The sequence below is a fragment of the Rahnella sp. 1L-D-7-B-C2 genome, from assembly GCF_057290995.1.
In genome coordinates, this window is the sequence record NZ_JBXAVQ010000012.1 from 51,025 (window position 1) to 67,496 (window position 16,472).

The 16,472-nt window shown below is 49.2% G+C and carries 19 protein-coding genes; 8 read left to right on the top strand and 11 right to left on the bottom strand.

The annotated features are described in order from the left end of the window. Positions 1 to 455 precede the first annotated feature (455 nt). The 3 genes from AC0Z7K_RS17615 to AC0Z7K_RS17625 all read left to right on the top strand — a co-directional run bounded on the left by AC0Z7K_RS17615 (position 456) and on the right by AC0Z7K_RS17625 (position 3,182). Complete coding sequence (locus tag AC0Z7K_RS17615) at positions 456 to 1,274, top strand: gamma-glutamyl-gamma-aminobutyrate hydrolase family protein (RefSeq protein WP_485615334.1); 819 nt, start codon at positions 456 to 458, stop codon at positions 1,272 to 1,274. Further along, positions 1,271 to 1,813, top strand: a complete 543-nt coding sequence (locus AC0Z7K_RS17620) for a M15 family metallopeptidase (protein WP_485615335.1) — start codon at positions 1,271 to 1,273, stop codon at positions 1,811 to 1,813. Before AC0Z7K_RS17615 ends, AC0Z7K_RS17620 begins: the two co-directional genes overlap by 4 nt. 184 nt (positions 1,814 to 1,997) lie before the next feature. After that, a complete protein-coding gene (locus AC0Z7K_RS17625; RefSeq protein ID WP_485615336.1) occupies positions 1,998 to 3,182 on the top strand; it encodes a sugar transporter in 1,185 nt (394 codons plus the stop codon). A 61-nt stretch (positions 3,183 to 3,243) separates the two neighbouring features. On the opposite strand, the gene AC0Z7K_RS17630 is transcribed toward AC0Z7K_RS17625, so the two are convergent. After that, on the bottom strand, positions 3,244 to 5,073 hold the full coding sequence (locus AC0Z7K_RS17630; RefSeq protein ID WP_413530904.1) for a methyl-accepting chemotaxis protein: 1,830 nt from the start codon (positions 5,071 to 5,073) through the stop codon (positions 3,244 to 3,246). A 247-nt stretch (positions 5,074 to 5,320) separates the two neighbouring features. Continuing rightward, complete coding sequence (locus AC0Z7K_RS17635; protein ID WP_485615337.1) at positions 5,321 to 5,737, bottom strand: DUF2000 domain-containing protein; 417 nt, start codon at positions 5,735 to 5,737, stop codon at positions 5,321 to 5,323. 132 nt (positions 5,738 to 5,869) lie between these two features. Between AC0Z7K_RS17635 and AC0Z7K_RS17640 the strand changes: the two genes are divergently transcribed. Together AC0Z7K_RS17640 and argG are read left to right on the top strand one after the other, a co-directional pair. After that, a complete protein-coding gene (locus tag AC0Z7K_RS17640) occupies positions 5,870 to 6,337 on the top strand; it encodes an Lrp/AsnC family transcriptional regulator (RefSeq protein WP_485615338.1) in 468 nt (155 codons plus the stop codon). Positions 6,338 to 6,542: 205 nt separating this feature from the next. Further along, the gene (gene argG / locus AC0Z7K_RS17645; protein ID WP_015689414.1) at positions 6,543 to 7,904 is read left to right on the top strand and encodes an argininosuccinate synthase; all 1,362 of its coding nucleotides are present in this window, start codon (positions 6,543 to 6,545) and stop codon (positions 7,902 to 7,904) included. A gap of 401 nt (positions 7,905 to 8,305) precedes the next feature. Here argG and AC0Z7K_RS17650 read toward each other — a convergent pair whose 3' ends face one another. Then, positions 8,306 to 9,025 (bottom strand): hypothetical protein, encoded by a 720-nt coding sequence (locus tag AC0Z7K_RS17650; protein ID WP_485615339.1) that lies wholly within the window; start codon positions 9,023 to 9,025, stop codon positions 8,306 to 8,308. Positions 9,026 to 9,853: 828 nt separating this feature from the next. Here AC0Z7K_RS17650 and AC0Z7K_RS17655 point away from each other — a divergent pair. Then, positions 9,854 to 10,225, top strand: coding sequence for a hypothetical protein (locus AC0Z7K_RS17655; protein ID WP_485615340.1), 372 nt, complete (start codon positions 9,854 to 9,856; stop codon positions 10,223 to 10,225). A gap of 501 nt (positions 10,226 to 10,726) precedes the next feature. Continuing rightward, a complete protein-coding gene (locus tag AC0Z7K_RS17660) occupies positions 10,727 to 11,143 on the top strand; it encodes a hypothetical protein (protein ID WP_485615341.1) in 417 nt (138 codons plus the stop codon). A 21-nt stretch (positions 11,144 to 11,164) separates the two neighbouring features. Here the strand turns inward: AC0Z7K_RS17660 and AC0Z7K_RS17665 are convergent, their stop codons facing one another. The 8 genes from AC0Z7K_RS17665 to AC0Z7K_RS17700 form a co-directional block, all read right to left on the bottom strand. Further along, entirely contained in the window at positions 11,165 to 11,602 is a 438-nt protein-coding gene (locus tag AC0Z7K_RS17665; protein WP_413535740.1) for a hypothetical protein, read from the bottom strand. Between the two features lie 2 nt (positions 11,603 to 11,604). After that, complete coding sequence (locus AC0Z7K_RS17670; RefSeq protein WP_413535741.1) at positions 11,605 to 12,063, bottom strand: Panacea domain-containing protein; 459 nt, start codon at positions 12,061 to 12,063, stop codon at positions 11,605 to 11,607. Between the two features lie 244 nt (positions 12,064 to 12,307). Further along, positions 12,308 to 12,499, bottom strand: a complete 192-nt coding sequence (locus AC0Z7K_RS17675; protein ID WP_485615343.1) for a hypothetical protein — start codon at positions 12,497 to 12,499, stop codon at positions 12,308 to 12,310. A 147-nt stretch (positions 12,500 to 12,646) separates the two neighbouring features. Then, positions 12,647 to 13,249: a terminase small subunit gene (locus AC0Z7K_RS17680; RefSeq protein ID WP_485615344.1), complete on the bottom strand. Its 603-nt coding sequence runs from the start codon at positions 13,247 to 13,249 to the stop codon at positions 12,647 to 12,649. A gap of 142 nt (positions 13,250 to 13,391) precedes the next feature. Next, on the bottom strand, positions 13,392 to 14,162 hold the full coding sequence (locus AC0Z7K_RS17685) for a Gp138 family membrane-puncturing spike protein (RefSeq protein ID WP_485615345.1): 771 nt from the start codon (positions 14,160 to 14,162) through the stop codon (positions 13,392 to 13,394). A gap of 9 nt (positions 14,163 to 14,171) precedes the next feature. Then, positions 14,172 to 14,513 (bottom strand): hypothetical protein, encoded by a 342-nt coding sequence (locus tag AC0Z7K_RS17690; protein WP_485615346.1) that lies wholly within the window; start codon positions 14,511 to 14,513, stop codon positions 14,172 to 14,174. After that, positions 14,510 to 15,604 carry a hypothetical protein gene (locus tag AC0Z7K_RS17695; RefSeq protein WP_485615348.1) on the bottom strand — a complete coding sequence of 365 codons (1,095 nt, stop codon included), beginning with the start codon at positions 15,602 to 15,604 and terminating at the stop codon, positions 14,510 to 14,512. The genes AC0Z7K_RS17690 and AC0Z7K_RS17695 overlap by 4 nt, the downstream gene beginning before the upstream one ends. After that, positions 15,601 to 15,771, bottom strand: a complete 171-nt coding sequence (locus AC0Z7K_RS17700) for a hypothetical protein (protein ID WP_485615349.1) — start codon at positions 15,769 to 15,771, stop codon at positions 15,601 to 15,603. Before AC0Z7K_RS17700 ends, AC0Z7K_RS17695 begins: the two co-directional genes overlap by 4 nt. 350 nt (positions 15,772 to 16,121) lie before the next feature. Here AC0Z7K_RS17700 and AC0Z7K_RS17705 point away from each other — a divergent pair, with 350 nt between their 5' ends. Beyond that, the gene (locus AC0Z7K_RS17705; protein WP_485615350.1) at positions 16,122 to 16,466 is read left to right on the top strand and encodes a hypothetical protein; all 345 of its coding nucleotides are present in this window, start codon (positions 16,122 to 16,124) and stop codon (positions 16,464 to 16,466) included. Positions 16,467 to 16,472 lie beyond the last annotated feature (6 nt).

The window sequence follows — 16,472 nt, forward strand, 5'->3', positions numbered from 1 at the left end:
AGTATTGATGAGGAGAAAACAGCTGAAAATTGACCTTCAACCAGAGATTTTATTGTTCGGCAAAAAAACCATTATCCCTGAAAACCACGGGTGGCTGTTTTTAGGACAACGTAAAGATTTCGTGAGTAATTAAGAATATGTATTTCAATCATCCGGATGAATTATACCCGCTAATTTAGCCTTTAGAGGTAGCCAATGTTAAGGACTAAATGAGAATGAAAGTTGAAGAAGGAAGCAGAAAATTTTCAGGAACTGTCAACGCCGCCCGGAATTTTGTCAGGAATACGCTGATTTAGCATGAAAAATAAACAACCACATCACCCAAATGGTTTAAAAAAGTAGAGGTAAATCCTGAAAATTGCATTCATTGATAATTTATATTGTTTGAGCTGACCGCCCCTTGATATGGTTAATTTTCTGGTTGTTTTTCATCTTCATGGCAGGGAATCGGGAGAATGCATACAAAATTTCAATCCAGACCGGTAATCGGGGTCACGCTCGACAGCGAGGAAGCCGGGGGCTACGCCGACTTTCCGTGGTACGCCTTACGTCAGAACTACATGGAAAGTCTGGCAGAGCTGGGGGCTGTACCGCTGGCATTGCCGCATCATGCCGATCTGGCGGATGAGTATCTTGTGCTGTGCGACGGGATTGTTGTGACCGGCGGCGCGTTTGACGTCCCACCCGAGTTGTTCAATGAGCAGCAGACCAGCAGTCAGGTGCGACTGAAACCTGGGCGCACCGAATTCGAAAAAGCCATTGTCAAAGGCGCGATGCAGCGCAACATGCCGCTGCTGGGCATCTGCGGGGGTCAGCAACTGCTGGCGGTCCTTACCGGCGGCACGCTGCATCAGCATATTCCCGATGCGCTGCCTGATGCGCTCGAGCACAGCACCACCGTCGATACCGAAAATGCCGGAGGCAAAAAGCGCGCTCGCCATCAGGTTGAGATCGTCGAAGGGTCGCTGCTTAGCCGCTGCGTTGACAGCCTGCACTATGAGGTCAACAGTTCGCATCATCAGGCGGTGAAATCTGTCGGCGAAGGTTGCCGCATTAATGCGTATGCGCCGGACGGCGTGATCGAAGGCATCGAGTGCGAAGGCTATGACTTTTGCCTTGGCGTGCAGTGGCACCCGGAATATCAGCAACATCAGCAGGATACACAATTGCTGAACGCGCTGGTGTCAGCGGCTTCGCGTTACAAGCATTCTATGCGCAGTTCGGCGCGGGCGATGACCGACGCAATGACGCGCAAAGGGAAAGAAGAGGCATGAATCAGGCGGTGCTGAAAACCAAAACAGACCAGATGTTGCGGGATCTGAACATCGACCCGTTGGTTATCGCGCACCGCACTCTGCCGTACTTCGAGCAAGTAAGTGAGCACTTACTGGTGGACGCAGAGACCGATGCGGACACCGGTAAAATCTACCGCCTGATCTCCCCTGCCGCGCAGGCATGGCGGACGATGAAACAGCAGGCCGCCGCCGAAGGCATCGCCATTTATCTGGTATCCGCGTGGCGCAGTCTGGAATATCAGGCGGGTCTTATCCGCGCGAAGCAGGATGCCGGACTTCCGCCCGAAATCTTCTTTACCTCACTGGCACCGCCCGGATGCAGCGAGCATCACACCGGCTGCGCCGTGGATATCAATACTCCCGGTTGTGATGAAGTCACCGGCGTGTTCGGTGAAACCGACGCTTTCGCATGGCTGAAAGCCAACGCCGCGCGCTTTGGCTTCGTGATGTCTTTTCCGCTGAACAACCCGTGGGGATTCATCTACGAACCGTGGCACTGGTGCTGGCACCCGCAATAACGCCATGTCGCGTAAACGGGTGATCTGCCTCTCACTTTCTATAACTAAAATTGTCACTAAAACATTTTTCTGTTAGGCCAATTTTCTATTTCATTTTTAGAACAAATAAAACACACTATGCCCTCAAAAGGCTTCCTGAGAAGCGAGCCTGGTCTTTACACCTTCTAATAAGTCATAAATTTCAATGCAATCAGATACCGTTTTGCGCAGGACAGCATGGCTTCGCGTTGTGATGCTGGCGGTCGCCGCCTTTATCTTCAATACCACCGAATTTGTGCCGGTCGGATTACTCTCCGACATCGCCGCCAGTTTCAATATGAAGACGGCGCAGGTCGGCCTGATGCTCACCATTTACGCCTGGGTGGTCGCGCTGATGTCGCTGCCGCTGATGCTGCTGACCCGCAACGTCGAGCGAAAGCGCCTGCTGATCGTGATCTTCTGCCTGTTTATCGTCAGCCACGCACTCTCCGTCGTGGCCTGGGATTTCTGGAGTCTGGTGGCGTCACGCGTCGGTATCGCCCTCTCCCACGCCATTTTCTGGTCGATTACCGCCTCGCTGGCTATCCGCGTGGCACCGGCTGGTAAAAAAACGCAGGCGCTCAGTATGTTAGCCACCGGCACCGCGCTGGCGATGGTGCTTGGCCTGCCGCTTGGCCGCCTCATCGGCCAGTATCTCGGCTGGCGAACCACCTTTATGTGCATTGGCGGCGTTGCGCTGCTGACGCTGATTTGCCTGATCAAACTGCTGCCGCCGTTGCCAAGCGAACATACCGGCTCCCTGAAAAGCGTCCCGATGCTGTTCCGCCGTCCGGCCCTGGTCGGCATGTATATTCTGACCGCGCTGATAGTGACCGCTCACTACACTGCTTACAGTTATATTGAGCCGTTTATTCAGACCGTCGCGGATATGGGTGAGAACTTCACTACCTTCCTGCTGCTGATTTTTGGTGGCGCGGGGATTTTCGGCAGCATTATTTTCAGCGTGTTCGGCAACCGCTTCCCGGCAGCGATGCTCAGCGGCCCGATCCTGATGGTTACACTCAGCATGTTGCTGCTGTTCGTAGCGGCGGCGTACCCGGTCAGCATTTCGATTCTGTGCGTGGTCTGGGGGCTGGCGATGATGATTATCGGACTGGCGATGCAGGTTCGCGTACTCGGGCTGGCCTCCGACGCTACTGACGTATCAATGGCGCTGCTGTCGGGTATCTACAATATCGGGATCGGCGCGGGCGCATTGATCGGCAATCAGGTGAGTTTGCATCTGGCAATGAGCGACGTCGGCTACGCCGGCGGATTCCTCGGCTGTATCGCCTTTGTCTGGTGTCTGACGATTTTCAAACGCTATCCGCAGTTAAAAACCACCAGCTGATTGCATACGGCTGTGGTAAAAAACTCACTGCGCCGCAATAGCGCAGTGAGCAATAGAAAAATTACTCAGTCACAAAACGTGAAACGGAACCCGCCAGGCTTTGCGCCTGATCACGCAGCGCGTTGGCGGCGGCAGAAGACTCCTCCACCAGCGCAGCGTTTTGCTGAGTCACGTTATCCATCTCGATAATCGCTTCCCCGACCTGAGAGATCCCGCGGTTCTGCTCATCTGACGCCTGAGCAATTTCATTCAGAATTTCAGTGACATTACCGATGGACGTCACGATGTCATGCATCGTCGTGCCTGCCTGTTCGACCAGCTCAGACCCGGCGCTGATACGCTCGACCGATTCGCCAATCAGCTCCTCGATCTCTTTTGCAGCCTGCGCGCTGCGCTGCGCCAGACTTCTTACTTCACTGGCCACCACCGCAAAACCTCTCCCCTGCTCACCGGCACGCGCCGCTTCGACCGCCGCATTCAGCGCCAGAATATTGGTCTGGAATGCAATGCTGTTGATGACGGTAGTGATTTCACCAATTTTGCCTGAACTGGCGGTGATCTCATTCATGGTTTTCACCACGTGATTGACCAGTGTGCCGCCCTTGTTGGCCGTCTCAGAGGTCTTGCGCGCCAGCTGGCTGGAGTGGTGAATATTGTCGACATTCTGTTTCACCGTCGCGGTTAACTGCTCCATGCTGGCCGCCGTTTCTTCCAGCGCAGCGGCCTGCTCTTCGGTCCGCGCGGACAGATCATTATTCCCCGCCGCAATTTCGCCCGACGCAAGACTGACCTGCGACACACCGCTGCGGATGTCGCCGATAATGCGGCGCAGCTCGTCGTTCATTGCACCTACTGCCTGCATCAGTTCACCCAGTTCATCACGACGTGTGGTCTCCAGATGAGCACGCAGATCGCCACGGGCAATTTGCTGTGCAACGCGCAACGTCGCGGACAGCGGCGTGGTGATTTGGCGAGTGATAATGAACGCGATTGCAATGCTTAACAGCACCGCCGCCACCATGATCATCGACATCCATAAAATCGCCTGATTGATATCCGAATGCGTCGATTTCAGCTCTTCCTGAAACAGGGAACTGCTGGCCGTCGTCAGCGCCATGCCAGACTTCGCAAGCATTTTCGTTGCCTGCTCTTCGGCAAGATAAGAAGCCAGATACGCCTGTGCACTTTCTTGTTTCGCGCCCACCGAACGCACCACGTCGCTTAACGCATTAGCATCCGCCGCGCTCAGCTGCGGTTTCACTGCATCCATAAGTTGAATCGATTCAGCGATGAATCGTACCAACGCCTGCTGCGCCTCTTCGGTATTCTGGAGTTCAAGCAGTTTGACGCGCACCGCTACGCCGGTGAGGTGCTTGCCGATTTCATTCAACGCATTCGCCGTGACCGCCGTGGCGGGATCCTGCGAATACGCCTGTGCCAGACGCGTCACGTCGGCCTCTTCTTTGGTCAGACCCAGCGAACCGACAATGCTTTCACGTTTGCGGGTTTCGCTGACCGTTTCCGCGCGCTGCTCCCGATAGCCCTGCATCGCGCCCGGTAATGTCCGCAGCAACTCCAGCTGCTCAGGACGCCACTTGTAGGCCTGCAAACTTTCTATCTTGAGATCGACCTGTTTCAATCCTGCTTCGTTAATGCCGATGAACTTTTCATCATGGGTTTTGACATATTGCAGCCTTGCATCTTTCGATAAAGCAAACTGATCGGTGATCACTTTTAACTGACTGATTTTCTCGGCACGCCCGGAGATATCATTAAGGTTTTTAATGCCACAGATCGCGACCGCCACGCTGAGTAACAGAACAAGCCCGAAACCGGTTGCCAGTTTCTTTCCGACTTTAACATTTTCAAAACAAACTAATAACTTTCTCATAGTAATTAACGCTCCATTATTTTGTTTATATATGCAGGTGTTACCTAAAGCCTTTGCATTATCGGCAGGTAAGGAGAATTAATTAATGATCGTTATAATGATTAAGGGAAATATCACGTTATGTAACTATATAAAGTGCAATGGGAATAATATTGATGAATAAACACGCAGAGGATTGGAATTGGAGAAGGATTATTGATGATTACCGACCCGCGACGCGACGGGTCAGCTATTTTTTACGTTCGTATCAGCGCAGCAGCTTCAGATTTCCGGTGAGCGATTTGATCCACTTTTCCGGCCCGACCAGACCTAAGCCGTCGATCACTTCATCATGCAAATCGCGCAGCACAAACGTATTTTCGTACTCTTCAAACGAATGAAGGGACCGGGCAAACGCCGGGAACGCCACCACACCTCGCTCGCCGCCCGCATCGAGGGCTTTAAACATCAGCGCCTTAAGGTGATCCGTTGTGCCCTGTAAAACGGGGACGGGATATTTTGAACTGACATCGATCGTCGCCCCCTTCATATCGGTCAGTGAGTTACCCGCCAGCATCGGAAATTTCGCTGCCAGACCAATACCTATTGCGCCCGCCGTGTTCGCCAGCAATCCCGGCGGAAGGTCAGGATTAAGGATAATCGCCAGCCGGAGTGTGTCTGTCATTGTGTCGCCCTTTGTCATCATCAGTGATACATAAAGCATAACCATCCGCTGCTGAAAGGTGCTTTCTTTTATTGGTGAAAAATGCCCTAATCTGGTTACTCCTTTCCAAAATAGACTTCATGAAGGCAAATTATGTCCACAGAAGAAATTTTACCGGCAGACCTTCGCATCCTTAAGCAACTTCAGAATTCGGGGCGGATGACCAATCAGGAGCTGGCTGGAAAAGTTGGCATGGCGGCCTCTCCCTGCTGGCGCCGGGTAAAGCAGCTGGAAGACAGCGGCGTGATAACCGGTTATCAGGCGAATATCGACAGGAAAAAAGTCGGCCTCGGGTTGCTGGCGTTTATCCGGGTCAAAATCGACAGCCACAGCGAAGAAGATGCCCAACGTTTCGAGCAGCAGGTCGGCGCGTTACCGTCGGTGATTGCCTGCTACGCGATTGCCGGGGATGCGGATTTTCTGTTGCAGGTCGTGGCGAAAGATCTTGATAGTTTTTCGAGCTTTGCGATGGAAGTGGTGCGCCGTCTGCCGGGGATTAAAGAGATGCAGACATCGTTTGTGCTGAGGGAAGTAAAACCTCTGGATGTGCTGCCCTTGTGAGAGGAGGTGAGGCTCAGCGGGGAGCTTTGCAAAACGCCATAATATTTTGAATGAACCACCGGCTTGCTATCACGAGAATTAGATATTTATGCAATAAAATTCACATAAATATGCAAAATGTATTTTACCTGAACCCCGTTTTGCGATATCAATATAGGCATTGAAACTTTTAACAGACAGACCTAATTCATACAGGATTGAACCGATGACAACTATTCTCAAGCACCTTCCTATCAATCAGCGTGTGGGTATCGCTTTCTCCGGCGGTTTGGACACCAGTGCAGCACTGTTGTGGATGCAAAAAAAAGGGGCGATTCCTTATGCTTACACAGCCAACCTGGGTCAGCCTGATGAAGAAGATTACGATGCCATTCCGCGTAAAGCGATGGAGTATGGTGCAGAGAAAGCTCGCCTGATTGATTGCCGTAAACAACTGGTTGCCGAAGGGATTGCCGCCATTCAGTGTGGCGCATTCCATAACACCACCGCTGGCGTCACTTATTTCAACACCACCCCGCTGGGCCGCGCCGTGACCGGCACCATGCTGGTTGCCGCGATGAAAGAAGATGGCGTGAATATCTGGGGTGACGGCAGTACTTACAAAGGCAACGATATCGAGCGTTTCTATCGTTACGGTCTGCTGACCAATGCTGAGTTGAAAATTTATAAGCCGTGGCTGGATACCGATTTCATCGATGAACTGGGTGGCCGTCATGAGATGTCAGAATTTATGATTCAGTCCGGTTTCGACTACAAAATGTCGACCGAGAAAGCCTACTCCACTGACTCCAACATGCTGGGCGCGACGCACGAAGCCAAAGATCTGGAGTTCCTCGATTCCGGCGTGAAAATTGTTAACCCGATTATGGGCGTGAAATTCTGGGACGAGAATGTGGTCGTGAAAGCGGAAGAAGTTTCCATCCGTTTTGAGCGTGGCTACCCTGTTGCGCTCAATGGCGTGACCTTCGACGACAGCGTCGAGCTGATGATGGAAGCCAACCGCATCGGCGGCCGTCATGGCTTGGGTATGAGCGATCAGATCGAAAACCGCATCATCGAAGCCAAAAGTCGTGGCATTTATGAAGCCCCTGGAATGGCGCTGCTGCACATCGCCTACGAGCGTCTGCTGACGGGCATTCATAACGAAGATACCATCGAGCAATATCATGCGAATGGCCGCGTGCTGGGTCGTCTGCTGTATCAGGGCCGCTGGTTCGATCCGCAGGCGCTGATGCTACGTGACTCCGCTCAGCGTTGGGTCGCCAGCGAAATCACCGGTGAAGTGACGCTGGAACTGCGCCGTGGCAATGACTACACCATCATGAATACGGTCTCTGAGAATCTGACTTACAAACCAGAGCGTCTGACCATGGAGAAAGGGGATTCCGTCTTCTCGCCTGATGACCGTATTGGCCAGCTGACCATGCGTAATCTGGATATCACCGATACCCGCGAAAAGCTGCAAAATTATGTTGAGACAGGCCTGCTGACCTCTTCTGCCTCGACCGGTTTACCACAGGTCGATAACAATAATCTGCCGCGTGGATTGCAGGTGAAGAACAAGTAATTGCTGTTAGCATAAAATGAAGCAGGTTTGGGTGAGACGCCTGGACCTGCTTTAAAAACATTATCTAGACCGCATCAATCACTCGCCATTGCCTGTCTGGGTAATCACACAACTCATTACTGCGTATATTGCGTTCTATTAATTAATACGCTTGCGGATAAAAATAGCGGCCCATCCAGATAATAAAATGACAGACGCATGGCTGATAATTAATTCAGGCGAAGCAACAGAGAATTGAAAAATACGTTCTATTTTGACTAATCCCGACAGGCCATATTTATGAATAGTTTATTCTCGGATAATTTTTAATTACTTCATACCTCTGACGAGCATTCACCTGGTCAAAACCAGGTGAATATAAAGAGCTCCAGCAGGACTGCTACAATCACACAAATATGCTTTTACCTGAAAGACATACCATCTGCGAGGTAGAGTTGTCCAAAAGGTCTTGCAGATTCGATCCTCTGCTGGTCTATGTCTATTTTTCCAACCTTGACAGTATTAAGAGAGCAATTGTCCTTATAATGATCATAATACCCTTCACCGCAGAGACCGGCTAATCCACGGGATGACCATTTTTTCATTTTCATTCGCCAGGCTTGATCAAAGTGCTCCAGTGGACAGACAATCTTCGTCCAGGGATCACAAATCATTGTGTTATCCAGAATTGACCTCGAATGACCATAAGGACGGGTGCCCACCAAGACAAACGCATGATCAACAGGCACTGGCATATAAACTCGCATAATTTGCACTTGCGTTCCGGCAGCCGCATCAAGACGTCTGGCTCTATCGAGCAGGTAATAAAAAGCGAGAACAGCGTTTTCGCCGCAATTACCTGCATGAGGAATCCGGTTGAGATAATCCCTCTCAAGCGTGTTGGCTACTTCACGCGGAGGTAGCTTCTGGTCACGTAAACTCCGAAGACTCTTGAGTCGAATGGCATCCGCTTCAGCCGTATGTAGGCTCCAACGCTTCGGATCACTGGACATCATCTTGCTTACATGACGTTTATCAGTATAAATTTTATTCGTTGCTTTAAGAGGCAATCGTGAACGTGCGTACTTAACAGCATCTAATAGTATAGGCGTCATTGCATGTTCAAATTTTTTATCAATCACAACTAAATCCTTTTACTTTGAATTATCATTACTTATATATTTCACATTATTTAAACTTAACGCTTTATTCATATTTCAATATAATAATCACCATTCATAAACCAGATGAATAATCGCAGTGATTAACATACAAATTAACAACCATAGAAAAACTGCTAAACTATACCTGAATAATGATGACCACTAAATATTGAGTTATCACTTTAATATGTTAGATTTTGTAATTAAACAAAAAAACAAGCATGCTCATTTAGTTAAAAAAATACTATGTTTGCGCATAATAAGAAAGTGAATTTTAAAAAGGTTTAGCTTTATCCGCGGTAATGTTCGAACATGATATTTGCGAAGGTTATTTTCAGTGTATGAACCTGATCTATAATGCATTACTTTATTAACCCGTCATTATTGACTTCGTACTTTGTCAATCAACGGGGAGTGAGTCACTTCGTCCGGTGTAGGGAAGCGCTATACACCAAGCTATGCACCAATATGTTCAGATATTGATAGAGCGGAGTAAACGCTGATGGAGTCAAACAATTTAAGAATCTGATTTTACTGAGTTTAGTAGACATTGGAAGAGAGTAATGAAGGACGTTTTGGAGCGGTGAAGGGAGTATAACAAGAATGCAATATACATGATTTACATAGACTTTTATTTTAACTAAAAAATAAATACCCCCAAATGTACCCCCAGAATATTTTGTGCCACCCTTTTTAGACCAAATACCGCCCTCCTGCTGGTGGCCCCTAGGGCAGTAAATTTCTGCCAAAATTTAGTTCATTCTTATTGTAGGATAGATGTATCCCACAATAAGGAATCAGCCAGCCATGAGAATGACAGCCCACAAAAAAGAAATTCTAAGCTATTACGAACCAGATAACATCGAATGGGTTACGGGAGAAATCGGCGCACCACCCTTTGATGTATCCGGCGTGGCGTATCTGGTTCAGGGATTAGACTCCTTCGACTCAAGGCATCATCTGGAATCGACGAGGCGAACGCTGGAAGCAATGGTTCGTGATGGCTTGTTGGAAAAGATCACCAGCTACGAGCAACGGCAGGACACTACTCAATCGGGTGGTGGCAAAGGCGTGTGGTGTAACGTATCGCGTTATGGCCTGCGTGGGACGTGTACGCTAATGCGTGATACTGGCGGCAAGCATGAAGCAATCGACGGGGAAGTAGTACGCATTGATTGACCGTGGTGATATCACCATACCTGCTCCCGAATTGAAGACTTCGAGTAATCATCTTTGTGCGAACTTATGCCGCGAACCGTTGTGCGAACTATGCTTTTTGCTGGAAACCTCTGTGGAAACTACACCACTGGAAACCATGCGTTTCGGTGCGAACCTTTGTGCGAACCTCACGCCTGCGAACCAATTTAGTTTGCTGTGATTCTGGTGGCAATTGCTGTTAATCCCATGCTGGCCGTGGACTGCCTCTTCTTTCACTGCGCCGAAATGACAATCTTAATAAAACAAATCACCTTTAGTTGCCTACTGCTATAAGGCACATAAAATTTAAGACGTGATTTTTTGCCAATGGGCTGTAAAGCGTTGCCGCGTATGGGTTAGAGAAGATTTTAGGTTTAAATCCGTATTAAACAGTCTAATTTTTAAGTCAGTTTTCATTACTGTCTTACACTGTCTTACGATGATAAAATAACCACTTACCCTTTCCTGTTACTGGTGGTCTTGATGAGTAAATCCCTGTCTGTAACTTTCCGAGTGCCTGCTGAACTGGTCGAGTCATTCACTTCGGCTGTGAGTGAGTCTGGCAATGATAAAACAGCGTGGCTTATAAAAGCTGTACGCCAGAAACTTAGCCAGCCAGTTAACAATCCTGACTCGCGTCTGCTGTCGCTGGTGGAGCGAATGGAAACGGCTGCTGCTGCGCTGGCTGGTGGTAAGCAAGGCATTCCCCCACACCCATACAATGAGGCAGCGGTGATCCATATTGTCGCTGGCACCATACGGGAAGGGTTCGACAATGGGCGCGTTATCGCTGAACGGCTCAATGAGGCCGGTTATCAGACCAAAACAGGCAAAGCGTGGGATAAGGATATTTACAGCGCGTGGAAGCGTCAGAGCGCAAATACCGATAAGCTGCGGTGAGTATCGGATTGAGTTTAGAGGTTACTGACCCGGATAAAGTTGATGGGCAGGATCAAGCCAGACAACATGGAACACGTTGCCGATGAAAAAGCCGTGTATGCGGCCATGCTCATTACGCGATATGGCAAACTGATACGGCGTATAGCTCTGGAACTGCTCGTTAAGGTGGGTAAACCCGTCAGGCTCAGAGGTTGTGCTCCAATCGATACAGTGCGATTTGAGAGCCGCATTTCGGTTTGTTGTAAACTCAAGCGAGGTCAGGCTGGATATATCTTTAAGTCGTTCCAGTACCTTACAGAAGTAAGCCGCAGCCTGGCCGGAAAAGCCAAACTTATCATGAGCAGGGTCAATGTACTGGAAAGAAAAGCTAAGTGTTGACGTGGTGGGGTTGGGCGTTCCGGCGACGATTTGGTTAGCCGCCACCGGTATCTTGCTTGCTTTAATCTTTAATTTAGCCACGTTCAGGCATCCATCATGCCGCGGTAAAATTTAGCGGTGACGTCTTTGTCGATATCATTTCGACACGGAACATCGGACGGTATCCCTGCACGAGCCAATAGCCACGGATCTTCTTGGTGGGTCATCTGCTCCAACTCGTAAGCCGAGTAGCCGCCAAAGACTTTATAAATTTCGTCCAGATGTTCAGAAACAACCTTAGGGAGTTCCGGGCATGGTATTTCACGGGTGATCGGTTGCCATTTGTAATCGGCGAACCTGATATACAAATCTCTCGCTACTGGGCCATGTACCCAAGCCTCAAACCTATCATCAATCAACTCTTTACCGTCATTCAATGCCATGAACCAAGCATCAGCATAGAACACCATTTTTTGCAGTTTAAGCGGCGTCATGACATCCCCGTGCTCTTGGGCAAAGCACAGCAAGTAATCTGCCACACTGTTTAGGGTTGTAATTGCCATGATTAATTCTCCAACTGGGCGTCTTCGGGTATAACCGTCGAATTTTCACAACGGTACAAGTTCATTGTGGCATAACATTCCGCTGGTTGTCATTCGTTCAGCAGCATCATTATGAGTCTTACAGCGTCTTTATGCCTCTCCCTGAGTCTACATAGCATGAACAGCACCAGTCATAACCGATAATCGCCTGAAATGGATATATGGGAAAATCACAGATGTTGTGAGAATGAATACACAATAAGATTTAGCGACGTGTCGCTACTGGCTTCTTCCACTGGTAGGTCGGCGCGGTCATTCGTTGACGCTGGCGCTCTTTCACCGCCAGAACATTTCTAATCTCATTCCTCACATCGTATAGCGTCTGACTGTCCATCGGCTCACCGCTCTGGCTGGCTACCTGTAACATGGCGAGTTCTAACGTGTGCTGGCTTCGCATGATGTGGACTCATGTTGTAGTGTGATTTCGCAATGCCTGCTTGCCAGGTGCTAAGGTTCGCATAGAGAACTGTCTTTTGGCTGCGTACCAGAATGCGTACTTTTCTTAATCTGGAAATCATCATGCGGGATTACCTCGCATCTACATCTATCCCATCAGCTTGCGGTACGCTTCGGCGGCTTCGTCAGCGGTCAAATTGGTTGTCTGAATTGCTCCGCCATTCGGCCCGCTAAGTTCGGTTTTCTTCGGTGCTTCCCAACCGCGCATTTCGGCGAGCTGTTTGATGGCCGCCTTCGGGTCGTGAAGTTTCAGTTTGATGCCGTCTTTGCCCGTTGATAGTTCAGCGATAGCGGACAGGTGCTCTGGCTTTATTTCTTCGATAGGTTTGAATTTCCATGATGCCTGATAGACCGGCTCGCCGTTCTCGTCCTCGCCTATCTGAAAATTACCCCAGGTCACGATATCCTGAATGGTTGTGCGTCCCATAGCTGAGAGTCGCGATATAGACTCTTCGTAGGTCATGAAGGCTTCATTCAGCGTTTCATACTGAACGGCTTTCAAAAAGGCCTGCACGTTCCTATTTGAACCTATCTGGCTAGCCTTAGAGCGTTCAGTATCGCCTTTAGCTTTGCCACCTGCGTTCCGGTATGCCTGCGTTTGATTGTCGCCATTAAGCAGTTGGGTAACGAAGCGCTTCTGTAATCGCGTCAGGGCATCGAAAAGCGTTTTTTGTTCATCTGATAGGGTCATTCCAACTCCTTAAAACCTTGCGCATGACCTGCTGGCGCTTTAGCTTTCTGCATAACTGGTTCGCCTCTCAACCCGGCTCAGGGTAAGCAACAGAGGAGAATTGAATTACCCCGGTTACTTTCTCTGAAAGTGGAAAATACCCTTACTGCGGTTTTCCTGTCTGTCCGCTGCCGGTCTGAACGCCGTTGTGAACATGATTCTGTAAGCTCTTGCCGCCAGCAGTAACGTCGTTGGTAACGGTGATCGGCCCTAGCATCGTCGCTGTACCGCCGCCATCGCCCATACCCTGTGAGAGATTGCCGTTAATCGTCACGTCGCCGTTGAGTGTAATGGTCGGTGCGGTAACGGTGATGCTACCAGCGGCCAGTGCTGTGAGGTCGCCGGATGTTTTGAGATTTATAGCGTGGTTGCCCGGATTCAGCTCAACAAAGGCGCCAGCATCATCGGTGCGCAATTGCACGGCGCTGGTGCTGATCCCGCTGATTTTCTTTGTCTGAGACTGTGGGCCGGGAATGACAAAAGCATCTGAGAAATCGTGTCTCCGCTTAGTCGCAGCCATTTGAGTACCGCCGCTTTGCCACCAGAAGTCGAGGCTTCTATCACTGAATATGACTAAACACTCATCTCCGGCTTTAATTGGAAAGGTAAGTGTGCAGCCGCCGCCGTGAGGAAAGACTACCGGAGCATCAAGAACGAGGGGGTAGGGAACGGACGCCTCCTTTCCTCTGTCGTTATAATTTGCTGCTTGAGCGAAGTTAAGGCCGCCATAAATTCCGACCTCAACCACGCAGGTAACAGTGTCCGGGTCGAACGACTGGATGATACCCGGCACCGCCTTGCGCATTTCGTTTTTGACGCGTTCAATTGTTATGTCTATCACGTCAAAATCATCTACGGGTCTGATAGTTGCCATGCTGCTTCCTCAATTCGCTACGCGGTGACAGTCAAACGAGCCAATTAGCCGCGGTTGATCCATGTTGGTGCGAATTAACTCAACGTTCAGCCAGTGTCTTTTACTTCCGTCTGGGTGGACATATTCGAAGCCGTACATGTTGCCATCTCTGGCTGGCATGAGCGTCATTTCCGCTTTCAACCCATTCTGCCCGATTTCAGATAGTTTTTGCGAAGTGACAAATTCACCATTAATTTTAGCCATCGAGTTTTCAATCATTTCGTATCGGAAGCTTCCGCACTCTAAGGTGACAGACTGCGCATTCGCTGCAGAGGCAAATAAAAGACCGGATAAAAGTATAATGCTTTTCATGATGGAACCTTTTGCATAAACGAAGACGAATAAACATCAGCCGCCCCGCGAGCTTCACAGGCCATATCCATGTACCAAGCTTGCCCGCGAGTGTCGCCAGTATAGGAAATGTACCGGACAATGTAGATGCCATCTGTCGCCACGCTGGCCGGCTGCTGCATGGCTGGCGCATCGACAAATTTACCATTCGCATCACGGCCTGTTACAACCTGGTTCCCATTGATATCTTTTTCGCCAAATTTGCCGCTGAAAATATCCTGATCGTTGAGCTGAGTGCGGTATACCGATGCTTGGTCAAGCTGAATCAAGCCATGAAGCTGAATGTTTGAGTTGATTAAGCAGCGTATGTTGACGCCTGCGCCGATAGTTTGCTGCGGCATACCAATGAGTCCGGTCTGACTGTTCAGCACAATGGCGGAGTGTTTGGCTACGTCCTGCTGGATAATATCCACCTTACCGTAACTAAATTGCCATGTGGCTTCACACAGGCTGGCAAGGTCTGAAAGGTAATTTCTCACCAGACCAAAGAATGTCGCCCCGCGTGGGTAAACCGTTGTTGGAAATTCAGGCACCACACCGCGTGTAATACCGTAGGGTTCAAGATTTTTCATCAGCAAATCATAAACATCTTTTTGCGTGTAACCTTTTGACAAGTTCGCGCTGATAAAGGCATTTTGAAATGCGTCCTCACCGTCACAGGCCTGAATCAGAACCCAGCTGTCCGTTGGGTTATCTTTGCCTGTCAGGGTAAAACGAATATCCCCGCTGAAAATAACGCCAAAGTTCATGCCGTTTGCTTTACCGACCTGAGAATCGTCAATCTTTTTCGCGACGCCAACATCGCTGTCTTTGTATTCTGGCGCGATGCCGTCGTAACCGGCGATCAGGATAATTTTATCGAATTCCTTACCACTGATAATTCGGCCTACCGTATGTGGTGAAAGGTTATAAACTTTTATCCTTGCAACGGCCGGCCAGCGGTTATCGTTGCGCTCTATCTCAAAAGTAGCTTTGAATTCGCTTAGGCTAATACCTTCGCCGTTCTTATCCACCAATTTTAACTCGAAGTGACGCATCCAGTTCTGACTCATACTTTCAACCCCTCCAGCGCTTTATCCATCAATCCACGGGCAATGACGTGGAGGCTGGGCGTGATCCCAAGCTGCGATTTCGCCCGTTCTTCTGCTTGGATACGCTCTAAAGAATTCACCTGTTCCTGACTAAGCAGGATGGGCCTCACTTTCGCTCTGCTGGTCATTAATCCTCCGAAACCCTGATATAAACACAGTGCTTAGCATTGCATAAATTGCAATTAATTTAAAGATTATTGCAATAATAGGGATGATAATATTTCATGTACTGATGCTTTATACGTGTTTACAGATGACAGATAAGAAACTAAGTAGAGTTTTTTCTTTCAGGATACCTGCAGATATTGCCGAGGAGTTAGAGCTGGCGGTAAGGGTTTCAGCAAAGGATAAAACAGCGTGGATTATGGGCGGCGTTCTGGACAAGTTGGGCAAGTCGAGTCAGGCGCTTTCAAATCTTACTTCGTGCAGAATGGCTGCATGCTAGAATGTAATAAATTATTACCATCTAGGGACACACATGAAAAAAATTAAAATTATTATAGGCTGCTGTATTTTTGTAGCTTGCTCAAGTTTCGCAGGTATCAACTACACTAAGGAGCAGCTTAATAGTATGGCCTCATCAGGGAATTATCCTGAGCAAGAAGATGCGGTTACCAAAAGTGCAAATCCAATGTCCTTTGAAGACTGTAAAAGTGGAGCGCTCAGTATGTACAGTCAAGTAGTAGGGGATTATCCGGTTCAGATAGTGGTAGATACTGATATCCTTTACGTCCTGAAGCTGTGGACCAATGACGGGGCTATTGTCATGTCTTGCTCCGGGCCAGATCAAAAAAGGGTGGTTACTGTGGCTCAGTACAAATAAAAAACA

What these genes read in the sequence shown, in the direction of transcription:
- AC0Z7K_RS17625 (WP_485615336.1), top strand. Translation starts at nt 1,998, where the DNA reads ATGCAATCAGATACCGTTTTGCGCAGGACAGCATGGCTTCGCGTTGTG.
- AC0Z7K_RS17670 (WP_413535741.1), bottom strand. Translation starts at nt 12,063, where the DNA reads ATGGCAATTACAACCCTAAACAGTGTGGCAGATTACTTGCTGTGCTTT.
- AC0Z7K_RS17635 (WP_485615337.1), bottom strand. Translation starts at nt 5,737, where the DNA reads ATGACAGACACACTCCGGCTGGCGATTATCCTTAATCCTGACCTTCCG.
- AC0Z7K_RS17640 (WP_485615338.1), top strand. Translation starts at nt 5,870, where the DNA reads ATGTCCACAGAAGAAATTTTACCGGCAGACCTTCGCATCCTTAAGCAA.
- AC0Z7K_RS17680 (WP_485615344.1), bottom strand. Translation starts at nt 13,249, where the DNA reads ATGACCCTATCAGATGAACAAAAAACGCTTTTCGATGCCCTGACGCGA.
- AC0Z7K_RS17620 (WP_485615335.1), top strand. Translation starts at nt 1,271, where the DNA reads ATGAATCAGGCGGTGCTGAAAACCAAAACAGACCAGATGTTGCGGGAT.
- AC0Z7K_RS17660 (WP_485615341.1), top strand. Translation starts at nt 10,727, where the DNA reads ATGAGTAAATCCCTGTCTGTAACTTTCCGAGTGCCTGCTGAACTGGTC.
- AC0Z7K_RS17675 (WP_485615343.1), bottom strand. Translation starts at nt 12,499, where the DNA reads ATGCGAAGCCAGCACACGTTAGAACTCGCCATGTTACAGGTAGCCAGC.
- AC0Z7K_RS17700 (WP_485615349.1), bottom strand. Translation starts at nt 15,771, where the DNA reads ATGACCAGCAGAGCGAAAGTGAGGCCCATCCTGCTTAGTCAGGAACAG.
- AC0Z7K_RS17630 (WP_413530904.1), bottom strand. Translation starts at nt 5,073, where the DNA reads ATGAGAAAGTTATTAGTTTGTTTTGAAAATGTTAAAGTCGGAAAGAAA.
- argG (WP_015689414.1), top strand. Translation starts at nt 6,543, where the DNA reads ATGACAACTATTCTCAAGCACCTTCCTATCAATCAGCGTGTGGGTATC.
- AC0Z7K_RS17615 (WP_485615334.1), top strand. Translation starts at nt 456, where the DNA reads ATGCATACAAAATTTCAATCCAGACCGGTAATCGGGGTCACGCTCGAC.
- AC0Z7K_RS17705 (WP_485615350.1), top strand. Translation starts at nt 16,122, where the DNA reads ATGAAAAAAATTAAAATTATTATAGGCTGCTGTATTTTTGTAGCTTGC.
- AC0Z7K_RS17695 (WP_485615348.1), bottom strand. Translation starts at nt 15,604, where the DNA reads ATGAGTCAGAACTGGATGCGTCACTTCGAGTTAAAATTGGTGGATAAG.
- AC0Z7K_RS17655 (WP_485615340.1), top strand. Translation starts at nt 9,854, where the DNA reads ATGAGAATGACAGCCCACAAAAAAGAAATTCTAAGCTATTACGAACCA.
- AC0Z7K_RS17685 (WP_485615345.1), bottom strand. Translation starts at nt 14,162, where the DNA reads ATGGCAACTATCAGACCCGTAGATGATTTTGACGTGATAGACATAACA.
- AC0Z7K_RS17690 (WP_485615346.1), bottom strand. Translation starts at nt 14,513, where the DNA reads ATGAAAAGCATTATACTTTTATCCGGTCTTTTATTTGCCTCTGCAGCG.